The following is a 20,675-nucleotide window of genomic DNA, read 5'->3' on the forward strand; positions in this document are numbered from 1 at the left end:
GGGCAACGGGCGATCGGCTAACGACCACCCTGCACGCCCCGGCAATCGAAGCAGTCTGGCTAAATGGACGGATAGGGTGTAGATTCAAATATTAGCTTATATTGATACTGGATTGTCTCGATTGCCCATATTCACCTGTACAAGTCACAGAAATACCCATGAGAAATCTCTCCGATAAAGAAGCCTGGGAAGGCGTTGCCGACTGCATCAGCTGCACGCTGCGTAATTCCGTGCTGTTTGCCGGACTCGAAGAGGGAGACTTCGACAAGATTCATCAACCGATCGACCTCTACACCCTGCCCGCCGGCTCAGTCCTCTATCGCACCGGCGACAAGGGCGATCGGCTCTACACCATCCGTAGCGGCGTGCTCAAGCTGATCCAGTACCTGCCCGATGGGACGCAACGCATTGTCCGGTTGATTCGTTCCACCGACGTCACCGGACTGGAGGCCCTGCTGGGCCAGCCCTACCAGCATGACGCGGTGGTGCTGCAACCGACCCAGGCGTGCAGCCTGCCGGTCAGCGTGGTGCAGGCCCTCTCCAACACCAATCCCAAGCTGCACCAGGAGTTGTTGAACCGCTGGCAACGCGCCCTGGAGGAGGCGGATGCCTGGCTCACCGAGCTCTCCACCGGCTCCGCCAAGCAGCGGGTCGCGCGACTGCTGCTGCGGCTGGTGCGCAATCAGGAGTCCAGCGAATGCGAACTGTTCCCCCGGGAGGACATGGGGGCGATGCTCGGTATCACCACCGAGACCACCAGCCGCACCATCGCCGAATTCAAGCGCCAGAGCCTGCTGATCGAGACCGAGCCGAACAAATATCTGCTGGATATCCGCAATCTGGGGTTTATTGCTGACAATTGACAAACAATTTCCTGACATTGATATATTTCAATGCGCTGCCGCGGTGGAATCCTTAGCCTCTCCCTGATCGACAGAGTTATGGAATTCACCCAGCATTCCCCAGGAGCCAGTCATGCAGCAATCCCTCACGCGCGAAGCGTTCTCCCTGTTCTCGCTGGAGATTGGCAAATCAGAGACCACCCTGAGCAGCGTGGATCAGATCCTCGATCACCTGAAAGGCTGTATCGAGGCGGACCCGGCCGCCGTCTTTATCGCCACCTTCGACCACTACGCCCATACCCGTGCCCTGCCGAACGGTCAGATCCACAGGGATATCCGTGCGGCCAGCAATATCATATTCTGCTTCGGCCTCACCCTGCCGACCCCCCAGGCGATGGCCCTGCGCCCGCGCTCTATCGGCGTGGTGGAACTGCCGGAGAGCTTCCACATCACCTTCATGGAGGCGCCGATGCCGGTCGCCAATACCGCCATGGAGAGCTGGGCGCGTTCGGTGCGGAACCGGGAGAACCACGGATCCACACAGATAAACACGGATTCAGAATCCTGATCCCCTATCTGTGTGAATCCGTGTCCATCCGTGGTTCCTTACCAGCCGGGTTGGGGTAACTAAACGGATGTTGAAATCCATACGTAACTACTCACCCGGCCTGCAGCGATTGGCCTGGCTTGTTGGCCGATCTTGATGGCGCCTCGAATCCGGCCCCTTTTTCAGATTCATGCCTGCCCTTGTTTGAGCGAAGCGAGTTTGGGCAGGCGCTGAAAATGGGGCCGGATTCGAGGATACAAGCCATCGTGTGAGGCCGGCAAGGCAGGCCAATCACCCCGTGGGTAGTTACAGCCATACTTAGAATTGCTGAACACACCCCGATCCACTTGACATCGGCTGCGGGCAATGGGGTAATCCGGCGCTAAGCCAGTCTGGACCCACTGTCGACCCGATGAACCGGAATTCAACGCTTTACGTTCTACTCCTCAGCCTGCTGCTGCTCGGCGGCTGCGCCAGCCAGGCCCGTTTTCCCGACAATCCGCCCCTGGCCGAGGCAAAACCCACGGTCAGCCCCATCACTCCGGACTCCACGGTGCTGCTGATGACCCTCTCCGGTGGCGGCAGCCGGGCATCCGCCTTCGCCTACGGGGTGATGGAGGCATTGCACCAGACCCCGCTCACCACCCGGCCCGACGCGCCCACCCTGCTGGACAAGGTGGACCTGATCTCGGCGGTCTCCGGCGGCAGCATCATCGCGGCCTATTACGGACTGCATGGCGAGCGGCTGTTCGAGCGCTTCCGTGATGACTTCCTGAAGCAGAATGTCAGGGACGAGATCCGCCAGCGCATGCTGTCACTGGAAAACCTCTCCCGGCTCTCCTCCACCACCTTCGGTTCCGGGGATATCCTGGACGAGTATTTCAGGGAGAAGCTGTTCGGCGAACGCCCGCTGAGCGAACTCTTCGATGACCAGGGTCCGGTGATCATCATCAACGCCACCGACCTGTTCAAGGGGAGCCGCTTCGGCTTCACCCCCGAGCTGTTCTCCCTGATCTGCTCCGACAGCGACCACTTCCCGGTGGCCCGGGCGGTGGCCGCCTCCAGCGCGGTGCCGCTGATCTTCACCCCGATCACCCTGACCAACCGGGCCGGCAGCTGCGGCGCGCCGGTCCCGGAGTGGGTACGGGTCGGGCTCACGGAAAAGGCGAAAAATCCCCGCCGTTACCGCCTGGCCAGGACCTGGAGCCGCTACCTGAACCGCCCGGAACACCCCTACGTGCACCTGTTGGATGGCGGTCTGGCCGACAACCTGGGACTGCGCGCCATGCTCGACCAGATCATTATCCATGACGGCCTGGACGATACCCTCAAACACGACATGTTGGCGCAGGCCCGGCGCATCGTCCTGATCGAGATCGACGCGGCGGCGCGGCTGCCGAGCGAGTGGGAGAAGCAGCCGGATCACCCGCCACAGACGGTGATTCTGGATGCGGCCAGCACCACCCCCCTGAGCAACTACAACTTCGAGACCAAGGCCTACCTGCACAGTCAGCTGGGGCCCTGGCTGCGCCAGAACGGCGCCGTGCGCCAGCCCGAACTCTACATCATCGAAATCAATCTGGACGACAGCGATGAACGGCTCGACGGCCAGCCCCTGTCGACCATTCCCACCGACTTCAACCTGCCGGAACAGGCGGCGGAACGGCTGATCGAGGCGGGTCACCAGTTGCTGCGCAACCACCCGGAATTCAGCCGCCTGCTGAAGGATCTCTATGCGGAGATGGCCGGGTTTCGCTAGCGGTTCCGAACGACGTACCCGCTGCAGGGGTCCAGTTCCGGAAAGCAATGGCAGCGGAGATGCGCCCAACCTGTAGGAGGCCCGCCCCCAGGCAGATTGAATGGGATACAGACGCAGGAGCGATCATCGCAGCGGGGGCGCCGCCCCTACTGGTTGACCGATCAACCGTAATGGCGCTCCACATAGCGTTCCACCAGCTGCTGGAACTCCTCGGCAATGCGCTCCCCCTTGAGGGTGACGGTCTTCTCCCCGTCCTCGTACACCGGCGCCACCGGCACCTCGCCGCTGCCGGGCAGGCTGATACCGATATTGGCATGCTTGCTCTCGCCGGGTCCGTTGACCACGCAGCCCATCACCGCCACCTTCATCTCCTCGACCCCGGGATATTGCCGGCGCCATTGCGGCATCTGCGCCCGCAGATAGTCCTGGATCTCCTGGGCCAGCTGCTGGAAGAAGACGCTGCTGGTGCGCCCGCAGCCGGGACAGGCGATCACCATCGGGGTGAACGAACGCAGCCCCATGGACTGCAGGATCTCCTGGGCCACCTGCACCTCCTGGGTGCGGGCGCCGCCGGGCTCCGGGGTCAGGGAGATGCGGATGGTGTCGCCGATGCCCTCCTGCAGCAACACCGCCAGGGCGGCGGTGGAGGCGACGATCCCCTTGGAGCCCATGCCCGCCTCGGTCAGTCCGAGATGCAAGGCATAGTCACAGCGGTCGGCGAGTTCGCGATAGACGCCGATCAGGTCCTGCACCCCACTCATCTTGCAGGAGAGGACGATACGATCGCGCCCCAGCCCCAGCTCCTCGGCGCGGCGGGCGTTGTCCAGGGCCGAGACCACCATGATCTCGCGGATCACCCGGTCGTTGTCCAGCGGCACGGCGGCGCGGGCGTTCTCGTCCATCATGCGCATCACCAGTTCCTGGTCCATGCTGCCCCAGTTGACGCCGATGCGAACCGCCTTGTCGTAGCGGCAGGCCAGCTCGATCATGGCGGCAAACTTCTCGTCCCGGTTGGCGCCGCGCCCCACATTGCCCGGGTTGATGCGGTATTTGTCCAGGGCCCGGGCGCACTCGGGATAGGTCCGCAGCAGCTTGTGGCCGTTGAAGTGGAAATCGCCCACCAGCGGTACATCGACCCCCAGCTTGTCCAGCCCGTCGCGGATCGAGGCGACGGCGCGGGCCGCCGCCTCGCTGTTCACCGTGATGCGCACCAGCTCGGAGCCGGCGCGGCGCAGTTCGGCCACCTGGCGGATGGTGGCCGCGATATCCGCCGTGTCGGTATTGGTCATCGACTGAATGACCACCGGGGCGGCGCCACCGACGGTGACACCGCCGATGCGAACACCCACGGTCGCGGCACGTTTGACTGTCAGCTCAGACATACACTTAAAGGAACCTGACGGCGATACCCCGGCCGGGCTCGGTCCTGACCACCACGGCGCGTTGTGGCAGCGGGTCTTCAATATCCATGGCCAGCACCTCGACTTGCGAATCCAGGGCCGGCAGCAACTCCTCCTTGATGATCAGAAACAGACCCCCGTGAGACAGATCCTTGGTATACACCTCACGCACCCGGCCTTCGGCATCGGTCAGCCTGACCTGGGAGCGCAGGGAGAAGCGGGAATACTCACGGTTGTCGATGGTCATGCCAATCGGGCCGTCAACGGCCGCGACGCCGCGCGGCGACGCGCAGTCTCAGGGCATTGAGTTTGATGAAGCCACCGGCATCCTTCTGGTCGTAGGCGCCGGCATCATCCTCAAAGGTGGCAATCGATTCATCGAACAGGCTGTGGGTCTCGGACTTGCGCCCCACCACCATGATGCCCCCTTTGTAGAGTTTGAGACGGACCACCCCGTTGACCACGCCCTGGGTCTGGTCGATGGCGGCCTGCAGCATCTCGCGCTCCGGGCTCCACCAGTAGCCGTTGTAGACCAGCTCGGCGTACTTGGGCATCAACTCATCCTTCAGATGGGCCGACTCACGGTCCAGGGTGAGGGACTCGATGGCACGGTGCGCCTTGAGCAGGATGGTGCCGCCCGGAGTCTCGTAGCAGCCGCGGGATTTCATGCCGACATAACGGTTCTCCACAATGTCGTCGCGGCCGATGCCGTTGGCGCCACCAATCCGGTTCAGCTCGCTCATCACCTTGGCGGGGCTCATGGCTACCCCGTCGATGGCCACCACGTCGCCCTTTTCGAAGCTCAGCTCGATATAGGTGGGCTGGTCCGGCGCCGCCTCCGGCGCCACGCTCCAGCGCCACATCTCCTCGGCGGGCTCGCACCAGGGGTCTTCCAGGTCATAACCCTCATAGGAGATGTGCAGCAGGTTGGCGTCCATGGAGTAGGGCGATTTGCCCTTGCGCTTCATCTCCACCGGAATGCCGTGCTCTTCGGCGTACTTCATCAGTTTCTCGCGGGAGAGCAGGTCCCACTCGCGCCACGGGGCAATGATCTTCACGTCCGGCATCAGCGCATAGGCGCCCAGTTCGAAGCGCACCTGGTCGTTGCCCTTGCCGGTGGCGCCGTGGGAGATGGCGTCGGCACCGGTCTCTTTGGCTATCTCGATCAGCCGCTTGGTGATCAGCGGCCGGGCGATGGAGGTCCCCAGCAGGTACTCGCCCTCGTAGATGGCGTTGGCGCGGAACATGGGGAAGACGAAATCGCGGGCGAACTCCTCGGTCAGGTCATCGATGTAGATCTCCTTCACCCCGGCCGCCTGGGCCTTGGCGCGGGCCGGCTCCACCTCTTCCCCCTGGCCGATATCGGCGGTAAAGGTCACCACTTCACAACCATACTCCTCCTGAAGCCATCTAAGGATGATCGAGGTGTCCAGACCACCCGAATATGCGAGTACGACCTTTTTAACGCCAGACGCTGACATGGGGAAACTCCGTTAATTGCTGCCGACCATACGGCAATACCGTCATGAAAGCTTGACATTATAACCCAGTCGGACCGCTTTTATACCAGCCCCGCAATTGCTCAACGCCCCTGGCGGCGCCAGCGGCGCACGATCGCCTCCACGTCGACCGTACCCGGACCGTCACGCCACATATTGAAGAAATCGATGTCATTACTGTTCGGCGCCGGGTTGGGTTGATGGAACTGGAAGCGGGTCGGCAGTGGCACTGCCTCGCCCAGCGCCATCGCCTCGCCGCGCCCCAGGGCGGCGAGGATATTCACCAGGTTGGCCTCCGCATCCGGTACCAGGTCACGGATATATTGCTGGTCATCCGGGTTGGTCACGCGCAGACAGATGAAGCTGCCGCACTGCGCCAGCACCGTCTCCGACAGCTCATGCGGCCGCTGACTCACCACGGCCAGCCCCACCCCGTACTTGCGTCCCTCCTTGGCGATACGCTCCATGGAGCGCCGGGTCCCCTCGAACTGGGTACCGGCCTCGCGCGGGATGTAATTATGCGCCTCCTCACAGACCAGCAGCAGGGGGAACTCGCGGGACTGGGGGTTCCAGTAGTTGAATTCGAAGGCGAGCCGGCCGATCTGCGCCGACACCGTGGGCCGCACATCGAACGGCACCGAACTGAAGTCGATCACCGTGATCTGCCGCTGCGGCTCCACCAGGCCGACGAACTCCTGCAGCAGGTCCACCAGGGAAGCGGAACTCTTGCGCCGTTTCGGCTTGAACAGGAAATCGTAGCGCACATCGTTGAAGCGGCTCTGCATCTTGATCAGGAACTCATCGAACTGACCGTACAGCGCCCCCTTCACCTTGCCGAAGTCCATCACCTGCTCATTGGCCCGCTTGAACTGATGGAACAGCTCCGCCAGGGAGAAGTAGACCGGCGAATCGATCGAGATATGGGCATCCTCCATATCGCTGTTGGCCTTGCGCCGCAGCGTCAGCAGCACCTCACGCAGAAACGCCATCTGGGTGGAGGCCTTGGCGTCGTCGCGGTCGATCAGCAGGTCCACCAGCTCGCCATAGGTCAGCAACCAGTAGGGTATCTCCAGATTGCGCGCATCGATATAGCGGTAACTCCCCTCCGCGAAGGCGGAGTGTTGGGTCTCGCCCTCGCTCCATACGTACTCGCCGTGCAGATCCAGCAGGATCACCTTGGCCTTCGGCATCACCTGCACGGTGCGCTGGAGCATGCTGGCCACCGCCCAGGACTTGCCGGAGCCGGACTGGCCGAGAATCGCCATGTGACGGCTAAACAGGGCCGTGGGATCCAGACACACCCCCATGGAGGTGAGGGTGGGCAGGTAGCCCAGTTCGAAACCGGTGGACTGAAACTTCCTGAACAGGATGGCGACCTCATCCGCACGCACCACATGCACCTCCGCCCCCGGGGTCGGATAGTGGATTACCCCGCGGTGAAAGTTCCTGTCCCGGTCCAGTTCGCCCAGCGGGACCAGCGTCATCACCCCACGCATACCCCCCGCCTCCAGGTGTTCCTGAGCGGCGCTGATCACCATGGCCACCACCTCAATACCACGCTGTTTGACCATGAGATAGGAGCCCAGCTGGCCCACGGAGATATCGCCCGTTTCCGCCGGGACCACGGGAAACTCGCCGTGCTCCATCGTGGTCAGCTCGGCGAGCATGATGTTTTCACGTACTTCGGTAACCCTACCGATACGGGTTTGCGTATTTTCCATTCTGGTCGGACCCCGTTCTTGCGTTCTTTGGTTATTGTTCCGGGCGGTGGCAGCCTGGGAGTATGGATTGTTGATGCGCTGAAAGCGTTTTTTCAGGTTAAAGAATACCCCACATCGTCGCGCTGTGTTGTGAATTATTTAACCGCTGACCGGTAGATAGATTCGGAAGGGAAGGCAACGTAGACGGCGATCGATCAGAAGTCGTGCAGAAACTCATTCAGCAGGGCGGAGAACGCCTGCGGCTGCTCGGCATAGACCCAGTGGCCGGCTCCCGGGACGCCTTGCAGTTGGGCGCGCGGAAACAGCCGGCGGATGACCGGTCGGGCCTCGGGCTGCAGATAGTCCGACTGTTCACCATGAATGAACAGGGTAGGCCCGGGATAGGCGGGGCCGTCGTGGGCGGGGAAACCGACGATCTCCGCCATGCCGCGGGTCAGGGCCGGCAGATTCATGCGCCATCCCCAGCCGCCGGCCTCCTGTCGCAGATTCTGCAGCAGGAACTGGCGCAACCCCGCTTCATCCAGATAGCCGGCGAGGATCGCATCCGCCTCACCCCGACTGCCGACAGGCGCCTGGTCAACCGCGTGCAGCGCCTCATAGATCACCCCGAAGCGGTTGGGATAGGCGACCGGCGCGATATCCACCACCACCAGTCCGGTCACCCGTTCCGGCTGTTCCAGGGCCAGCCACATGGCGGCCTTCCCCCCCATACTGTGTCCGATCAGCAGCGCCGACTCCAGCCCCTGCTCGTCAATCAGCTGCGCCACATCCCGAGCCAGGGCGGCATAGCTGACATCCTCGTCGTGGGGCGAGCGGCCGTGGTTGCGCAGGTCCGGCACCAGCACGTGGAACCGGTCGGCCAGCCCACGGGCCAACGAGTGCCAGTTGGTGGAGGAGCCGAGCAGGCCGTGCAGAAAGACCAGCGTGGGGTGCTGGTCGCCGTAGTTGCCGTATTCTCGGTAGTGGAGTCGCATTGTCCGTTCAGCTCTCGTGCATCATTCCGGCGCCGGGAGCGAGTGATTGAATCACCCGACCCGGCGCCGAAGGGGCCGGGCCGTTTACTTCTTTTTCGGCGGCATCAGGTCGGTAATGGAGCCTTCCGCCATCTCCGCCGCGAAGCAGATGGTCTCGCTCAGGGTCGGGTGCGGATGGATGGTCAGGCCGATATCCTCGGCATCCGCCCCCATCTCCAGGGCCAGCACCGTCTCGCCGATCAACTCGCCGGCATTCACGCCGACAATGCCGGCGCCGAGGAGGCGCTTGGTGGCGGGATCGAACAGCAGCTTGGTCATGCCCTCTTCGCGGCCGATGCCCAGGGCGCGACCGGAGGCGGCCCAGGGGAAGGTGGCCTTCTCGTAGGCGATGCCCTGCGCCTTGGCATCCGTCTCGGTCAGCCCCATCCAGGCCACTTCCGGGTTGGTGTAGGCCACCGACGGAATGGTCAGCGGATCGAACAGGGCGTGATGGCCGGAGATCACTTCCGCGGCGACCTTCGCCTCGTGGGTCGCCTTGTGGGCCAGCATCGGATTGCCCACCACGTCGCCGATGGCATAGATGTTGGGCACATTGGTGCGCATGTGCTGATCCACGGCGATGAAGCCGCGCTCATCCACCTTGACCCCGGCCAGGTCGGCGCCGATCAGCTTGCCGTTGGGGACGCGTCCGACCGCCACCAGGACCTTGTCGTACACGAGCGCTTTTTCCGGGGCGTGCTTGCCTTCGAAGGTCACCTTCAGGCCGCCCTTCTGTGCCTTGATCTCGGTCACCTTGGTGTCCAGCATGATGCTGTTGAACTGCTCCTTGAGACGCTTCTGCAGCGGCCGGATCAGATCGGTATCACAGCCGGGGATCAGGCTCGACTGCAGTTCCACCACATCGACCTGGCTGCCCAGGGTGGCGTACACCGTGCCCATCTCCAGGCCGATAATGCCGCCACCCACCACCAGCATCTTCCTGGGGATGTCTTCCAGTTCCAGGGCGCCGGTGGAGTTGATCAGTCGGGGATCATCATTGGGGAAACCGGGAATCGCCACCGGCCGTGAGCCGCAGGCGATGATGGCGTTATCGAAACCGATGGTCACCCGACCCTTGCCGGTGTCGACACTGATACGGTTCGGGCTTTCGAACTGTCCCCAGCCGGTCACCACCTCGACCTTGCGCTGTTTGGCCAGGGCCGCCAGGCCCTGGGTCAGGCGGGCCACCACCTTGTCCTTGCCGGCGCGCATCTTGTCCAGGTCGATCTTCGGTTTGCCGAAGCTGATGCCCATGTGTTCGATCTCGGCCGCCTCGTTGATGATCGCCGCCGAGTGCAGCAGCGACTTCGAGGGGATGCAGCCGACATTCAGACAGACGCCGCCCAGGTTTGCGTGCTTCTCGATCAGCACCACCTTTTTACCCAGATCGGCGGCACGAAAGGCGGCGGTATAGCCCCCTGGGCCCGCACCGAGTACTACCACTTCCGCCTGGATGTCGACTGCGCCCTGTGCGCTATTGGAGCCGGAATTGTTATTCATCTCTTTTGCTTCACCCTATGCAAATTCCATAATTCAGGATAACCCCCACTGGTCCTGCTGACCCGCCCCTGAAAATCCGCCATCACGGACCCGGAGATCGGCGTTCAAGCTATCCGCTGCGTATCCGGCCCGGCTGCTTTTTCTGAAAAAAAACCGAAAAATACAAAAAAGCCGAAAAATAATAAAAAAATAATTGGATAAACGTACTAATTACTGACTTTGCCCCGAAACCCTGCAAAGGGTAGCCTATCCGCCAATAAATTGAAATTATAAATTTCCCAAAAACCCACCCATTGTGGAAAAAACGTCGCCGAATCGGCCCCGGCTATAACAGCAGTCGGCGTATATCCGCCAACAGCGTCGACAGGAGGACCGTAAACCGGGCCGCCTGCGCCCCATCGATGACCCGGTGATCATAGGAGAGCGAGAGCGGCAGGATCAGTCGGGGGGTGAATTTTTTGCCGTTCCAGACCGGCTTCATGGCGGAGCGCGACACGCCCAGGATCGCCACTTCCGGGGCATTGACGATGGGGGTGAAGGCGGTGCCGCCGATGCCGCCGAGACTGGAGATGGAGAAACACCCCCCCTGCAGGTCGGCCGGTCCCAACTTGCCCTGCCGGGCCCGCTCGCTCACCTCGGCCAGTTCGGCGGCCAACTCAAAGATCGATTTGCCGTCCACATCCCGCAACACCGGCACCATCAGACCGTTCGGCGTGTCCACCGCAACACCGATATGAAAGTAGCACTTGTAGATCAGGCTTTCCCGGTCGGGGCTGAGCGAGCTGTTGAACTCCGGCATCGCCTTCAGGGCGCCGACACAGGCCTTGATCAGGAACGGCAGGAAGGTGAGCCTGATATCCCGCTGGGCCGCCGCCTCCTTCTGCTCGCGGCGAAACGCCTCCAGTTCGGTAATGTCGGCCTCGTCGAACTGGGTGACATGGGGAATATTCAGCCAGCAGGCGGTCAGGTGGGCCCCGCCGATCTTCTTGATCCGGCTGAGCGGCCGCACCTCCACTTCACCGAAGCGGGTAAAATCCACCTCCGGCACTTCCGGCAAACGCAATGCACCGGGAACCCGCGCGCCGCCCCCCGCCCTGAGTGCCTGCTTGATAAAGCCCTGTACATCCTCCCGGGTGATGCGGCCCTTTCTGCCACTTCCCTCCACCAGGCTCAGGTCGACCCCCAGCTCGCGGGCGAAGCTGCGCACCGAGGGGCTGGCGTGGGCCAAGTGATGCGGCTCGTCCGCGGGGTGGGGCTGGACCGGCGGCGGCTGGGTCGCCTTCTCCCCCGGCAGGCGTTCTCCCGCCCGGGCCGCCTCGGCGGGAACTTCCTCCGCCGGCACCGGTGGCGCCGTCGCCTCACTCTCACTGCCGGCGGCGGTTGCTTCGGCCGGCTCCTCAGGCGGGACGACCGGGACCTCGGCCGGTGGCGTCTCCCCGACCGACTCCTCAGCGGCCTCCTCCGCCTCGATGATCAGCAGCAAATCGCCCTGGCTGATGGTGTCCCCCACCTTGACCGCGACCGACTTGACCACTCCGGCGTGGGCGGCCGGTATCTCCATGGTGGCCTTGTCGCTCTCCAGGGTGACCAGGGAATCCTCCACCTTCACCCGGTCCCCCTTGGCGACCAGCACCTCGATCACCTCTACGCCGGAAAAGTCGCCGATATCCGGCACCAGTTCTTTTATTTCACTCGCCACAGCGGGCCTCCAGATTATTCGTCATGCTTCCACACCCCAGTCCGACTGCGCTACACCGTCCACGGGTTGGGCTTGTCCGGGTCGATCCGGTATTTTTTGATCGCCGCGCTCACCTCCGCCGGCTTCAGCACTCCCTCATCGGCGAGCGCCTTGAGCGCGGCCAGCACCACGTAGTAACGGTTCACTTCGAAGAATTTCCTCAACTGACTGCGCCGGTCGCTGCGGCCGTAGCCGTCCGTGCCCAGCACCCGGTAGGTGCCGGGGACAAAGGGGCGGATCTGATCGGCATAGCTGCGGATATAGTCGGTGGCCGCCACCACCGGTCCGGTCCGGCCGTGCAACTGCTGTTCTACATAGCTGAGCCGGGGCGGCTGCCCCGGGTGCAGCATGTTCCAGCGTTCCACATCCAGTCCCTCGCGCCGCAGTTCGTTGAAACTGGTGACGCTCCAGATATCCGCCGCGATGCCGAAGTCCTGCTCCAGCAGTTCCGCCGCGGCGATCACCTCGCGCAGGATGGTGCCGCTGCCCAGCAGTTGCACCCGTTTCTTGCGGCGGCCGGCGGACTGCAGCAGGTACATCCCCCTGACGATCCCCTCCGCTACGCCCTCGGGCATGGGCGGATGGCCGTAGTTCTCGTTCATCACCGTGATGTAGTAGAAGATGTTCTCCTGCTCCTGGTACATGCGTCGCAGGCCATCCTGGATAATCACCGTCAGTTCGTAGGCGAAGGTGGGATCGTAGGCGACACAGTTGGGGATGGTCGCCGCCTGCAGATGGCTGTGGCCATCCTGGTGCTGCAGCCCCTCGCCCGCCAGGGTGGTGCGCCCGGCGGTACCGCCGATCAGGAAGCCGCGCGCCTGCATGTCGCCGGCCGCCCAAGCCAGGTCACCGACCCGCTGGAAACCGAACATGGAGTAGTAGGCGTAGAACGGGATCATGCTGATGCCGTGGTTGGCATAGGCGGTAGCGGCGGCGATCCAGGAGGACATGGCCCCCGCCTCGGTGATCCCCTCCTGCAGGATCTGGCCCTGCTTGTCCTCGCGGTAATACATCACCTGGTCCGAGTCCACCGGGGTGTAGAGCTGGCCCACCGAGGAGTAGATGCCCAGCTGGCGGAACATCCCCTCCATGCCGAAGGTGCGTGCCTCGTCCGGGATGATCGGTACCACCCGCTTGCCCAGCTGCTTGTCGCGTATCAGGATCGAGAGGATGCGGACAAACGCCATGGTGGTGGACATCTCCCGTTCACCCGTACCCTGCAGCATGGCGGCAAAAAACTCCAGCGCCGGGACCTCCAGTTTTGGGGTAGCCGCAAAACGCGCCGGTAGGGAGCCGCCCAGGGCCTCGCGCCGCTGCAGCAGGTATTTCAGCTCCGGGCTGTCGGCGGCCGGTTTGTAGAAGGGCATCTCATTGATCTTCTCATCCGGGATGGGGATGTTGAAGCGGTCGCGAAACCCCTTCAGGGCCACCTCGCCCATCTTCTTCTGCGAGTGGGTGATGTTCTGCCCCTCGCCCGCGATGCCCATGCCGTAGCCCTTGACCGTCTTGGCCAGGATCACAGTCGGCTGCCCCTTGTGTTCCATGGCGGCGGCGTAGGCGGCATAGATCTTGTAGGGATCGTGGCCGCCCCGGTTCAGGCGCCAGATATCCTCGTCGGTCATGTTGGCCACCATATCGGCCAGCTCGGGGTATTTGCCGAAGAAGTGCTCGCGGGTATAGGCACCGCCCTTCGCCTTGTAGGTCTGGTAATCCCCATCCACCGCCTCTTCCATGCGCTTGCGCAGCAACCCCTGCGTGTCCCGGGCCAGCAACGGGTCCCAGTAACCGCCCCAGATCACCTTGATCACGTTCCACCCGGCCCCCCGGAACACCGCCTCCAGCTCCTGGATGATCTTGCCGTTGCCGCGCACCGGCCCGTCCAGCCGCTGCAGATTGCAGTTGACCACGAACACCAGGTTGTCCAGCCGCTCGCGGCCGGCCAGGGAGATGGCCCCCAGGGACTCCGGCTCATCGCTCTCGCCATCCCCCATGAAGGCCCACACCTTGCGCGGTTCGGTGCTGACGATACCGCGATCGCCCAGGTAACGCATGAAGCGCGCCTGATAGATGGCCATCAGCGGCCCCAGGCCCATGGAGACCGTGGGGAACTGCCAGAAGCCGGGCATCAGCCAGGGGTGGGGATAGGAGGAGAGCCCCTCCCCCTCCGACTCCTGGCGAAAGCTGTAGAGATCCTCCTCGCTCAGGCGCCCCTCCAGGAAGGCGCGGGCGTAGATGCCGGGCGCCGAGTGGCCCTGGAAAAACACCAGATCCCCATCCCGCGCCTTGCTGCGCGCATGGAAGAAGTGGTTGAAGGCGACATCGTAGAGGGTGGCGGCGGAGGCGAAGCTGGAGATGTGCCCCCCCAGCTCCGGGCTCAGGCGGTTCGCCTGCACCACCATGGCCATGGCATTCCAGCGGATAAAGGAGCGGATGCGCCGCTCCATGGCGGGATCACCGGGAAACCGTTTCTGTTTGGTCACCGGTATGGTGTTGATATAGGCGGTATTGGCGCTGTAGGGCAGATAGGCGCCGGAGCGGCGCGCCTTGTCGATCAGGGTCTCGATCAGATAGTGGGCCCGCTCGGTTCCCTCATTCTCCAGAACCGCTTCCAGGGCTTCGAGCCACTCCCGGGTCTCTTCAGGATCAATATCCGGCTTCATTGAACACGCTCGCTTCCTTTAGTGCATAGATTGATTATTAAATGAAATACCCGGGCAGTTGCGAAAGAAACTATTAAGCCGGGCATTACTATTGAATTATTCAATTCTTTATATTGTGAGAATAAATATACAGGATTCGCCCGCAACCGATCAACCGTAGGCGCAGGGCGATCCCGCCACTGCTATGAGCATAGACTGTTGCCGGTGAAAAGCGGGGTACCCCTACGCGGTACAGGAAACAACCACCGCCCGACCCGTAGGGGCAGACCCCCGTGCCTGTCCTGGCCCCGGATGCCCGGAGATATCCGGCAACCATGGGGGGTTGCCCCTACACCCGCCCCTGGACAATACCGCTCCCGGCCATTGCATCCTCGGCTCCGTAAACGGTACATCCCTGTACCACTCCTCCTGACCTCCGCGGCATAAGTCCATACCTGGACAAAAAAAAGCACCCGCGGCTGGGTGCCGCGGGTGCTTTCGGGGTGGAGCCTTGCCCGGTGAAGGGCTTACATTATCAGAGTTCGCGAGCGCTATGCCGCGCCTCCATCTCCTGGCGCCGGGCTGCCTGCTGCTCCCGGGCAGAAGCGCGCTGCGCCTCGACGCGCTTCATCATCTCGGCCCGGCGGGCCTCCATCTGTTTCTGCATCTCGTCACGCCGGGCCTGTACATCCGCCGGCAGTTCGAACGGGGCAGCGGGAGCGGCAAATGGTTGGGGTTGGGGCTGGGGTTGAGTTTGGGCGGCAAACTGCTCGGCAAACTTGCGCTGCGCTTCCACCGCCTCCTGCATGGCCTTCGCCTGCTGTTCCGCGAACGCCTTCTGCTGCTGCTCCATCGCCTGCTGCTGCTCCTCGCTCAGAGGGGCGATCAGCGGAGCGGCCGGGGCATAGGCACCATAATACGGGTATCCATAGTACGGCTGGTTATAACCATAGCCGTCACCATAACCAGAAAAACGACTGCGACCGCTGAAATTCATGCTGAATGAGCCGTCACCCACGCCGTTTCCGAAGCCGTCACCCAGACCGTTCCACGGACCACCCCACCAGGCGCTGGCGCTCATGGACAGTGTTGAAAGGGCCGCTGCCGCGACCAGGGTTGCAATCTTATTCATCATTTAAATCCTTCCGTTGTCTATTATCCAATCCTTCATCGCCGCCTGCCCTGACCGCCACCCTGTGACGTCATGCCGCGCGGACAAAAGACCGTTACCGTGAGGGTACGTCCCTGTACCACACCCTTCCCTGGAGGGTTATGTCGCAATCGACCCGTTTACTTTTCCGCGGCCGGTGCTGCCGGGGCCACCTGGGGGGCTACCGGAGCAACCGGATAACCGTAGGGGGCGTAGCCGTAAGGTGCTCCATAAGGGGCATAGCCGTAAGGGGCGCCGTAGGGGCCATAGCCGTAGTACGGGTTGTTGTAGCCATAGCCACGGCCGGTTCCGTACATGTTGCTGCGGCCACTGAAATTCATATTGAAGTCACCGGCGCCATCACCAAAACCGTCACCGAAACCATTCCAGGGACCACCACCCCAAGGACCGCCCCACCAGGCGGATGCGGATGCAGAGGTAGCCAACAGAGCAGCGATTGCAGCAGCCTTAACAAATTTGTTCATGGTATCTCTCCGTAAATTTAAGTCTCTATCTCCAGTGCGGAAGCTTTGATACTGCATGCTTTCCTGTAAAAAATAATATTAGCATTTACTTAATTTATATAATTGAAAATATTTATGTATGGATAAGATGTGCTTGATTCAGGCTCGACTCACGCACTCGGTGCACTCGGCCCGAAACCGGCAATCTGCCCGGTCATCATCTGTCCCCAACCGGCGGTGGATTATCGAAACCGCGCCAATCCGCCGGAGGCGCTCCTGCTACGGGGGGGATTCACCAAGCTTGTTCAACATCAACAACTAACTGGGATAGAGCCAAAAAAAACCCCTTCTCGACGGAAGGGGTTTTTCGGGAGCAAGCGATGGCTTTACTCATCCGCCTCCGGCGGGGGGGCACCATCATAGACGTCATTACGACGTTTCTGCAGATAGGCGTCACGCTGAAATTCATAGGGATCCAGGGCCGCCTCTGCCAGCACCCGGCTTGCACTCAGCAGGTCGGCACGGGTATCGATGGCGCGCAGGCCGATCAGGCTGTTGCGCCAGTGGTTGGGTTTGACATAGCGTACCGGGTCGGTATACCAGTCGACCACCAGACCCACGGTATCGCGACCGCTGCTCGGACCGAAGAGCGGCAACACGATATACGGACCGGGATCCAGGCCCCAGGCGCCCATGGTCTGGCCAAAGTCCTCGCCATATTTCTGCATATTCATGTTGCTGGCCACGTCAATGAAGCCGAGCAGGCCGATGGTGGAGTTGACCAGCACCCGCCCAACGTCAGTGGCGGCACGTTCCAACTTGAACTGCAGCAGGTTGTTTATGGCCGAGCCCACATCGGCCAGATTGCCGAAGAAGTTGCTGATGCCGGTATCCACAGGCGCCGGGGTGATCGCCTTGTAGCCCCTGGCCAGCGGCTTCATCAGGATATCATCCAGTCCTTCATTGAATGAGTACATCGCTCGGTTGAATCCCTCGATCGGATCTCTTGGATCCGCATACTCGCCGGTCGACGCACAGCCGGACAATACCGCTGCCAAAAGTGATAGCAGCAGGATCCGTAACGGCTTTAACAGACGCTCACCCTTCATTTTTCTTATCCTTAACAGACCAACATGCTTGTTTAATAAAAATTTGTGACTCATTTCCCAAACAGTGGCGAAATTTAGCATATTTGACTATCCGTCACACCCATAAAACAGAATTATCAGTATTTTCTGACAATCCGATAGCCGCGCCGCTCCAACAGCCTGAGGATCCCCTGCTCGCCCGGCAGGTGCAGGGCACCCACCGCGACAAACACGCCGCCCCGCGCCAGTGGCGCTTCCAGCCGCTCAACCATGCGCCGGTTCCGCTCGTCGACCGCCCTGGCTTGAAAACGCTCGACCAGCGGCTCGGCACTCCCGCCAAGTAGCTGCTGGTTGATCTCCACCAGCCCCGCCAGGTCACGATCGAGATAGCGGTCGAGCAGTACCTGAAAGATTGTCGGCAGCTGTTCGAAATTATTTAACGTATCGCGCAATAAAAGGACCTGATCCTCTTCGGAGAGGGAATCGAACAGGTCCAACTGCTCTCGGATGGTCTCAAGCCCGGCCACCTCCTTGTTCAACTCCAGCGCCCGTCTGTAGAGTACGAGATCGAGAAACAGACCGGTCTCGGATGGCGGCAGACTCAGCATGATAGCCAAGGCCCACGGCTTGTAGTAGCGTAGCGCCGCCTCGGGTAGACCCAACCGCGCAGCCGTCGCCACCGTCTCCCGATAGAGGGCGGGGTCGAGGATATCGCGTAGCTCCCGCCCATCGTCAAGCAGCATTGCCGCCACTGACGCGAGCAGACTGGCCCCATCCATATTCACTTCCACAAGGAGGCGCGGGGACTCGACAAAGGCCCGCTCCACCGGCCCCGGCAGGGCCAGCACCCGGGGATCTTCAGAATGCATGGTACCGAACAGATAGCCGACCGGCTCCCCATCCCGCTCAACCTGGAACAGCAGCCCCCGGGAGAACAGCAGCTCGGCGGCAGCCAGGGGCATCAGCCAGGCGATGGCCGCCATCAACAGCAGTATGCCGCACAGCAGCCGTGTTTTCCGATCCTGTCGCATCGCTATCCAGATTGGTTCAAGGTGAGGACCTGTATTTTCTCTACCCGCCTGACCCGGCGCGACGACGGAAAAAGTGTTGGCCGCGAATGAAGGAAAATAGACGTGTATAGGGAAATACGCAAATGCCGATCCGGGATCGGAGTTCGGGTGTAACTACTCACGGGGTAAGGATGTAGGGTGGATAAGCCGGTAGGCGCATCCACCAATGCTACGGGATGATTGGCCTGCCTTGCTGGCCTCACACGATGGCTTGCCTCCTCAAATCCGGCCAACAAGGCAGGCCAATCACTTACAGACCGGGTGAGTAGTTACGTTCGGGCTTGAAATGCCGGCGTACACAAATAGCTGATTTGCGGAGCCGTCCGGGCATGTTTTTCCGCACACCCGGATGTTCTGATCGAAAACCGGGGCCGATTCCATTATCCTGTGCCGCTATGACAGACTACCCCATCAATCCGGCTATTGCGCAACGCTTCCGAGGCTTTCTTCCCGTGGTGGTTGACGTGGAGACCGCGGGGTTCAATGCCAAGACCGACGCCCTGCTGGAGATTGCCGCCATTATCCTGGTGATGGACGGAAACGGCCTGCTCCATACCACTACGTGTCACGCCCGCCATGTCACCCCGTTTCCCGGTGCCAACCTGGAACCCAAGGCGCTGGAGTTCAACGGCATCGACCCCGACCACCCGTTTCGCAACGCCCTGCCGGAAAGGCAGGCGCTGAACGAGATCTTCACACCGATCCGCCAGGCGGTGAAGGCCAGCGGCTGCAACCGGGCAATTCTGGTGGGCCACAACGCTTTTTTTGACCTCGGATTTCTGAATGCGGCGGTGGCGCGTACCGGTATCAAGCGCAACCCGTTCCACCCCTTCAGCACCTTCGATACGGTGTCGCTGGCGGGACTTGCCTATGGCCAGACGGTACTCGCCAAGGCCGCCTTGGCCGCCGGCCTGGAGTGGGACAACAACGAGGCCCATTCGGCCATCTATGACACCGAGAAGACCGCCGAACTGTTTTGCCGGATCGTCAATCAGTGGCAACAGCAAGCAACGGAAAGGCCCTGGCTGCCGCAAGGCGCGTTCGGCGGAGCGGGATAGACAGGCACCGACCAACGGCGCCGCCATCCGGCTGCGCGCCGTAGGGGCAAGTCCCTGTGCCTGCCCTTTATCCACCGGCAATCCGTTCCCCCGGGCAACCACGGGGGGTTGCCCCTACGCCGATCCCTGGACAACGCCGCTCCCGGCCATCCCTGGACAAAAAAACCGGCAACGCATCGCTGCGTGCCGGTTTTTTCCAAGCTGGCGAGTTTACTTCCCGGCGGCCTCGGCGGTCAACTTCTGCAGCTCACCGGTCTGGTGCAGCTCCAGGGTGATGTCGCAACCGCCCACCAGTTCACCCTTGATATAGAGTTGCGGAAAGGTCGGCCAGTCGGCATAGCGGGGGAGATTCTCGAAAATCTCCGGGTCCGACAACACGTTGACGTAAGCGAACTCCACGCCACAGTCCTGCAGTGCCGCGGCGGCGCGGGATGAGAAGCCACACTGGGGAAACTGTGGTGTCCCCTTCATGTACAGCACTATGGGGTTGCCCTCAACCTGCTCTTTGATTCGCTCCAATACGTCCATCATTCACCTCTGTGTAAAAACTGACCCTGGGCGGCACATGGGGTTATCCGCCGACGATTTCAAGGGCAGCGCCCTACCGCCCCACTGTTCGATGCATTTACCATGCATAGGTTCAACCTGTCAAAACGGCTTGGCCGCGCCGATGACGATGGTCACCAGTCCCAGCACCAAATTGATACCGATAATCCGGCGCATCACCGCCAGCCGCGCACCGGCCTGGGACAGCTCCCCGGCCTGAAGCGCCCGCCCCATCTGCCGGTAGGGCAGGAAGTAGATGTAGCAGAACAGCGCCACCATGGCCAGGCCGATCCCCTGCATGATGTGCACGTGGAGACCCGCCCCGGCCCCCAGTATGCCGAACTGGATGGCGTAGCCACTGCCCAGGATCAGGACGATGGCCAGCCAGACCCAGGGGAAAAAGCGGTCCAGGGTGCGCTTCATCAGGGGCAGGCGCTGCGGCGGTTCCAGCACCTCGACGGCCGCCGGACGCAACGCCATGTGGGCAAAGAACATCCCCCCGACCCACACGACCACACCCAGCAGGTGCAAGGTAATCATGATTGAATACATAATCTACTTCCTTTATCGAAACGTGACTACTCACCCAGTCTATAAGTGATTGGTTTGCCTTGTTGGTCGATCTTGATGGCGCCTCGAAT

At 61.9% G+C, this 20,675-nt stretch carries 18 protein-coding genes; 4 read left to right on the forward strand and 14 right to left on the reverse strand.

Annotated elements, in window-relative coordinates:
• The first annotated feature begins 158 nt into the window (after positions 1 to 158).
• The 3 genes from O9K64_RS14370 (at position 159) to O9K64_RS14380 (ending at position 3,148) form a co-directional block, all read left to right on the forward strand.
• A complete protein-coding gene (locus tag O9K64_RS14370) occupies positions 159 to 863 on the forward strand; it encodes a Crp/Fnr family transcriptional regulator (protein WP_275098773.1) in 705 nt (234 codons plus the stop codon).
• A 112-nt stretch (positions 864 to 975) separates the two neighbouring features.
• Complete coding sequence (locus O9K64_RS14375) at positions 976 to 1,410, forward strand: DUF6858 family protein (protein WP_275098774.1); 435 nt, start codon at positions 976 to 978, stop codon at positions 1,408 to 1,410.
• A 391-nt stretch (positions 1,411 to 1,801) separates the two neighbouring features.
• Positions 1,802 to 3,148 (forward strand): patatin-like phospholipase family protein, encoded by a 1,347-nt coding sequence (locus tag O9K64_RS14380; protein ID WP_275098775.1) that lies wholly within the window; start codon positions 1,802 to 1,804, stop codon positions 3,146 to 3,148.
• A gap of 161 nt (positions 3,149 to 3,309) precedes the next feature.
• On the opposite strand, the gene ispG is transcribed toward O9K64_RS14380, so the two are convergent.
• The 12 genes from ispG to O9K64_RS14440 form a co-directional block, all read right to left on the reverse strand.
• Positions 3,310 to 4,530 carry a flavodoxin-dependent (E)-4-hydroxy-3-methylbut-2-enyl-diphosphate synthase gene (gene ispG, locus O9K64_RS14385; RefSeq protein WP_275098776.1) on the reverse strand — a complete coding sequence of 407 codons (1,221 nt, stop codon included), beginning with the start codon at positions 4,528 to 4,530 and terminating at the stop codon, positions 3,310 to 3,312.
• A 4-nt stretch (positions 4,531 to 4,534) separates the two neighbouring features.
• Entirely contained in the window at positions 4,535 to 4,795 is a 261-nt protein-coding gene (locus O9K64_RS14390) for a PilZ domain-containing protein (protein ID WP_260294889.1), read from the reverse strand.
• 13 nt (positions 4,796 to 4,808) lie between these two features.
• Positions 4,809 to 6,029: an argininosuccinate synthase gene (locus tag O9K64_RS14395; RefSeq protein WP_275098777.1), complete on the reverse strand. Its 1,221-nt coding sequence runs from the start codon at positions 6,027 to 6,029 to the stop codon at positions 4,809 to 4,811.
• Between the two features lie 101 nt (positions 6,030 to 6,130).
• Positions 6,131 to 7,768, reverse strand: coding sequence for an ATP-binding protein (locus O9K64_RS14400; protein ID WP_275098778.1), 1,638 nt, complete (start codon positions 7,766 to 7,768; stop codon positions 6,131 to 6,133).
• A gap of 194 nt (positions 7,769 to 7,962) precedes the next feature.
• The gene (locus O9K64_RS14405; protein ID WP_275098779.1) at positions 7,963 to 8,742 is read right to left on the reverse strand and encodes an alpha/beta fold hydrolase; all 780 of its coding nucleotides are present in this window, start codon (positions 8,740 to 8,742) and stop codon (positions 7,963 to 7,965) included.
• Positions 8,743 to 8,826: 84 nt separating this feature from the next.
• Complete coding sequence (gene lpdA, locus O9K64_RS14410; protein WP_275098780.1) at positions 8,827 to 10,281, reverse strand: dihydrolipoyl dehydrogenase; 1,455 nt, start codon at positions 10,279 to 10,281, stop codon at positions 8,827 to 8,829.
• Positions 10,282 to 10,606: 325 nt separating this feature from the next.
• Positions 10,607 to 11,980, reverse strand: a complete 1,374-nt coding sequence (aceF, locus tag O9K64_RS14415; protein WP_275098781.1) for a dihydrolipoyllysine-residue acetyltransferase — start codon at positions 11,978 to 11,980, stop codon at positions 10,607 to 10,609.
• Positions 11,981 to 12,030: 50 nt separating this feature from the next.
• Complete coding sequence (gene aceE, locus O9K64_RS14420) at positions 12,031 to 14,679, reverse strand: pyruvate dehydrogenase (acetyl-transferring), homodimeric type (protein ID WP_275098782.1); 2,649 nt, start codon at positions 14,677 to 14,679, stop codon at positions 12,031 to 12,033.
• Between the two features lie 514 nt (positions 14,680 to 15,193).
• Positions 15,194 to 15,790, reverse strand: coding sequence for a sulfur globule family protein (locus tag O9K64_RS14425; protein ID WP_275098783.1), 597 nt, complete (start codon positions 15,788 to 15,790; stop codon positions 15,194 to 15,196).
• Positions 15,791 to 15,948: 158 nt separating this feature from the next.
• Positions 15,949 to 16,293, reverse strand: coding sequence for a sulfur globule family protein (locus tag O9K64_RS14430; protein ID WP_275098784.1), 345 nt, complete (start codon positions 16,291 to 16,293; stop codon positions 15,949 to 15,951).
• A 365-nt stretch (positions 16,294 to 16,658) separates the two neighbouring features.
• The gene (locus O9K64_RS14435) at positions 16,659 to 17,381 is read right to left on the reverse strand and encodes a VacJ family lipoprotein (protein WP_275098785.1); all 723 of its coding nucleotides are present in this window, start codon (positions 17,379 to 17,381) and stop codon (positions 16,659 to 16,661) included.
• Between the two features lie 116 nt (positions 17,382 to 17,497).
• Positions 17,498 to 18,391: a TraB/GumN family protein gene (locus O9K64_RS14440; protein ID WP_275098786.1), complete on the reverse strand. Its 894-nt coding sequence runs from the start codon at positions 18,389 to 18,391 to the stop codon at positions 17,498 to 17,500.
• A 434-nt stretch (positions 18,392 to 18,825) separates the two neighbouring features.
• Here O9K64_RS14440 and rnt point away from each other — a divergent pair, with 434 nt between their 5' ends.
• On the forward strand, positions 18,826 to 19,488 hold the full coding sequence (gene rnt / locus O9K64_RS14445) for a ribonuclease T (RefSeq protein ID WP_275098787.1): 663 nt from the start codon (positions 18,826 to 18,828) through the stop codon (positions 19,486 to 19,488).
• A 210-nt stretch (positions 19,489 to 19,698) separates the two neighbouring features.
• Here rnt and grxD read toward each other — a convergent pair whose 3' ends face one another.
• On the reverse strand, positions 19,699 to 20,016 hold the full coding sequence (gene grxD, locus O9K64_RS14450) for a Grx4 family monothiol glutaredoxin (protein WP_275098808.1): 318 nt from the start codon (positions 20,014 to 20,016) through the stop codon (positions 19,699 to 19,701).
• Positions 20,017 to 20,136: 120 nt separating this feature from the next.
• Positions 20,137 to 20,586 (reverse strand): CopD family protein, encoded by a 450-nt coding sequence (locus O9K64_RS14455; protein ID WP_275098788.1) that lies wholly within the window; start codon positions 20,584 to 20,586, stop codon positions 20,137 to 20,139.
• Positions 20,587 to 20,675: the final 89 nt, after the last annotated feature.

The sequence above is a fragment of the Sedimenticola hydrogenitrophicus genome, assembly GCF_029017505.1.
Lineage (GTDB): Bacteria > Pseudomonadota > Gammaproteobacteria > Chromatiales > Chromatiaceae > Sedimenticola > Sedimenticola hydrogenitrophicus_A.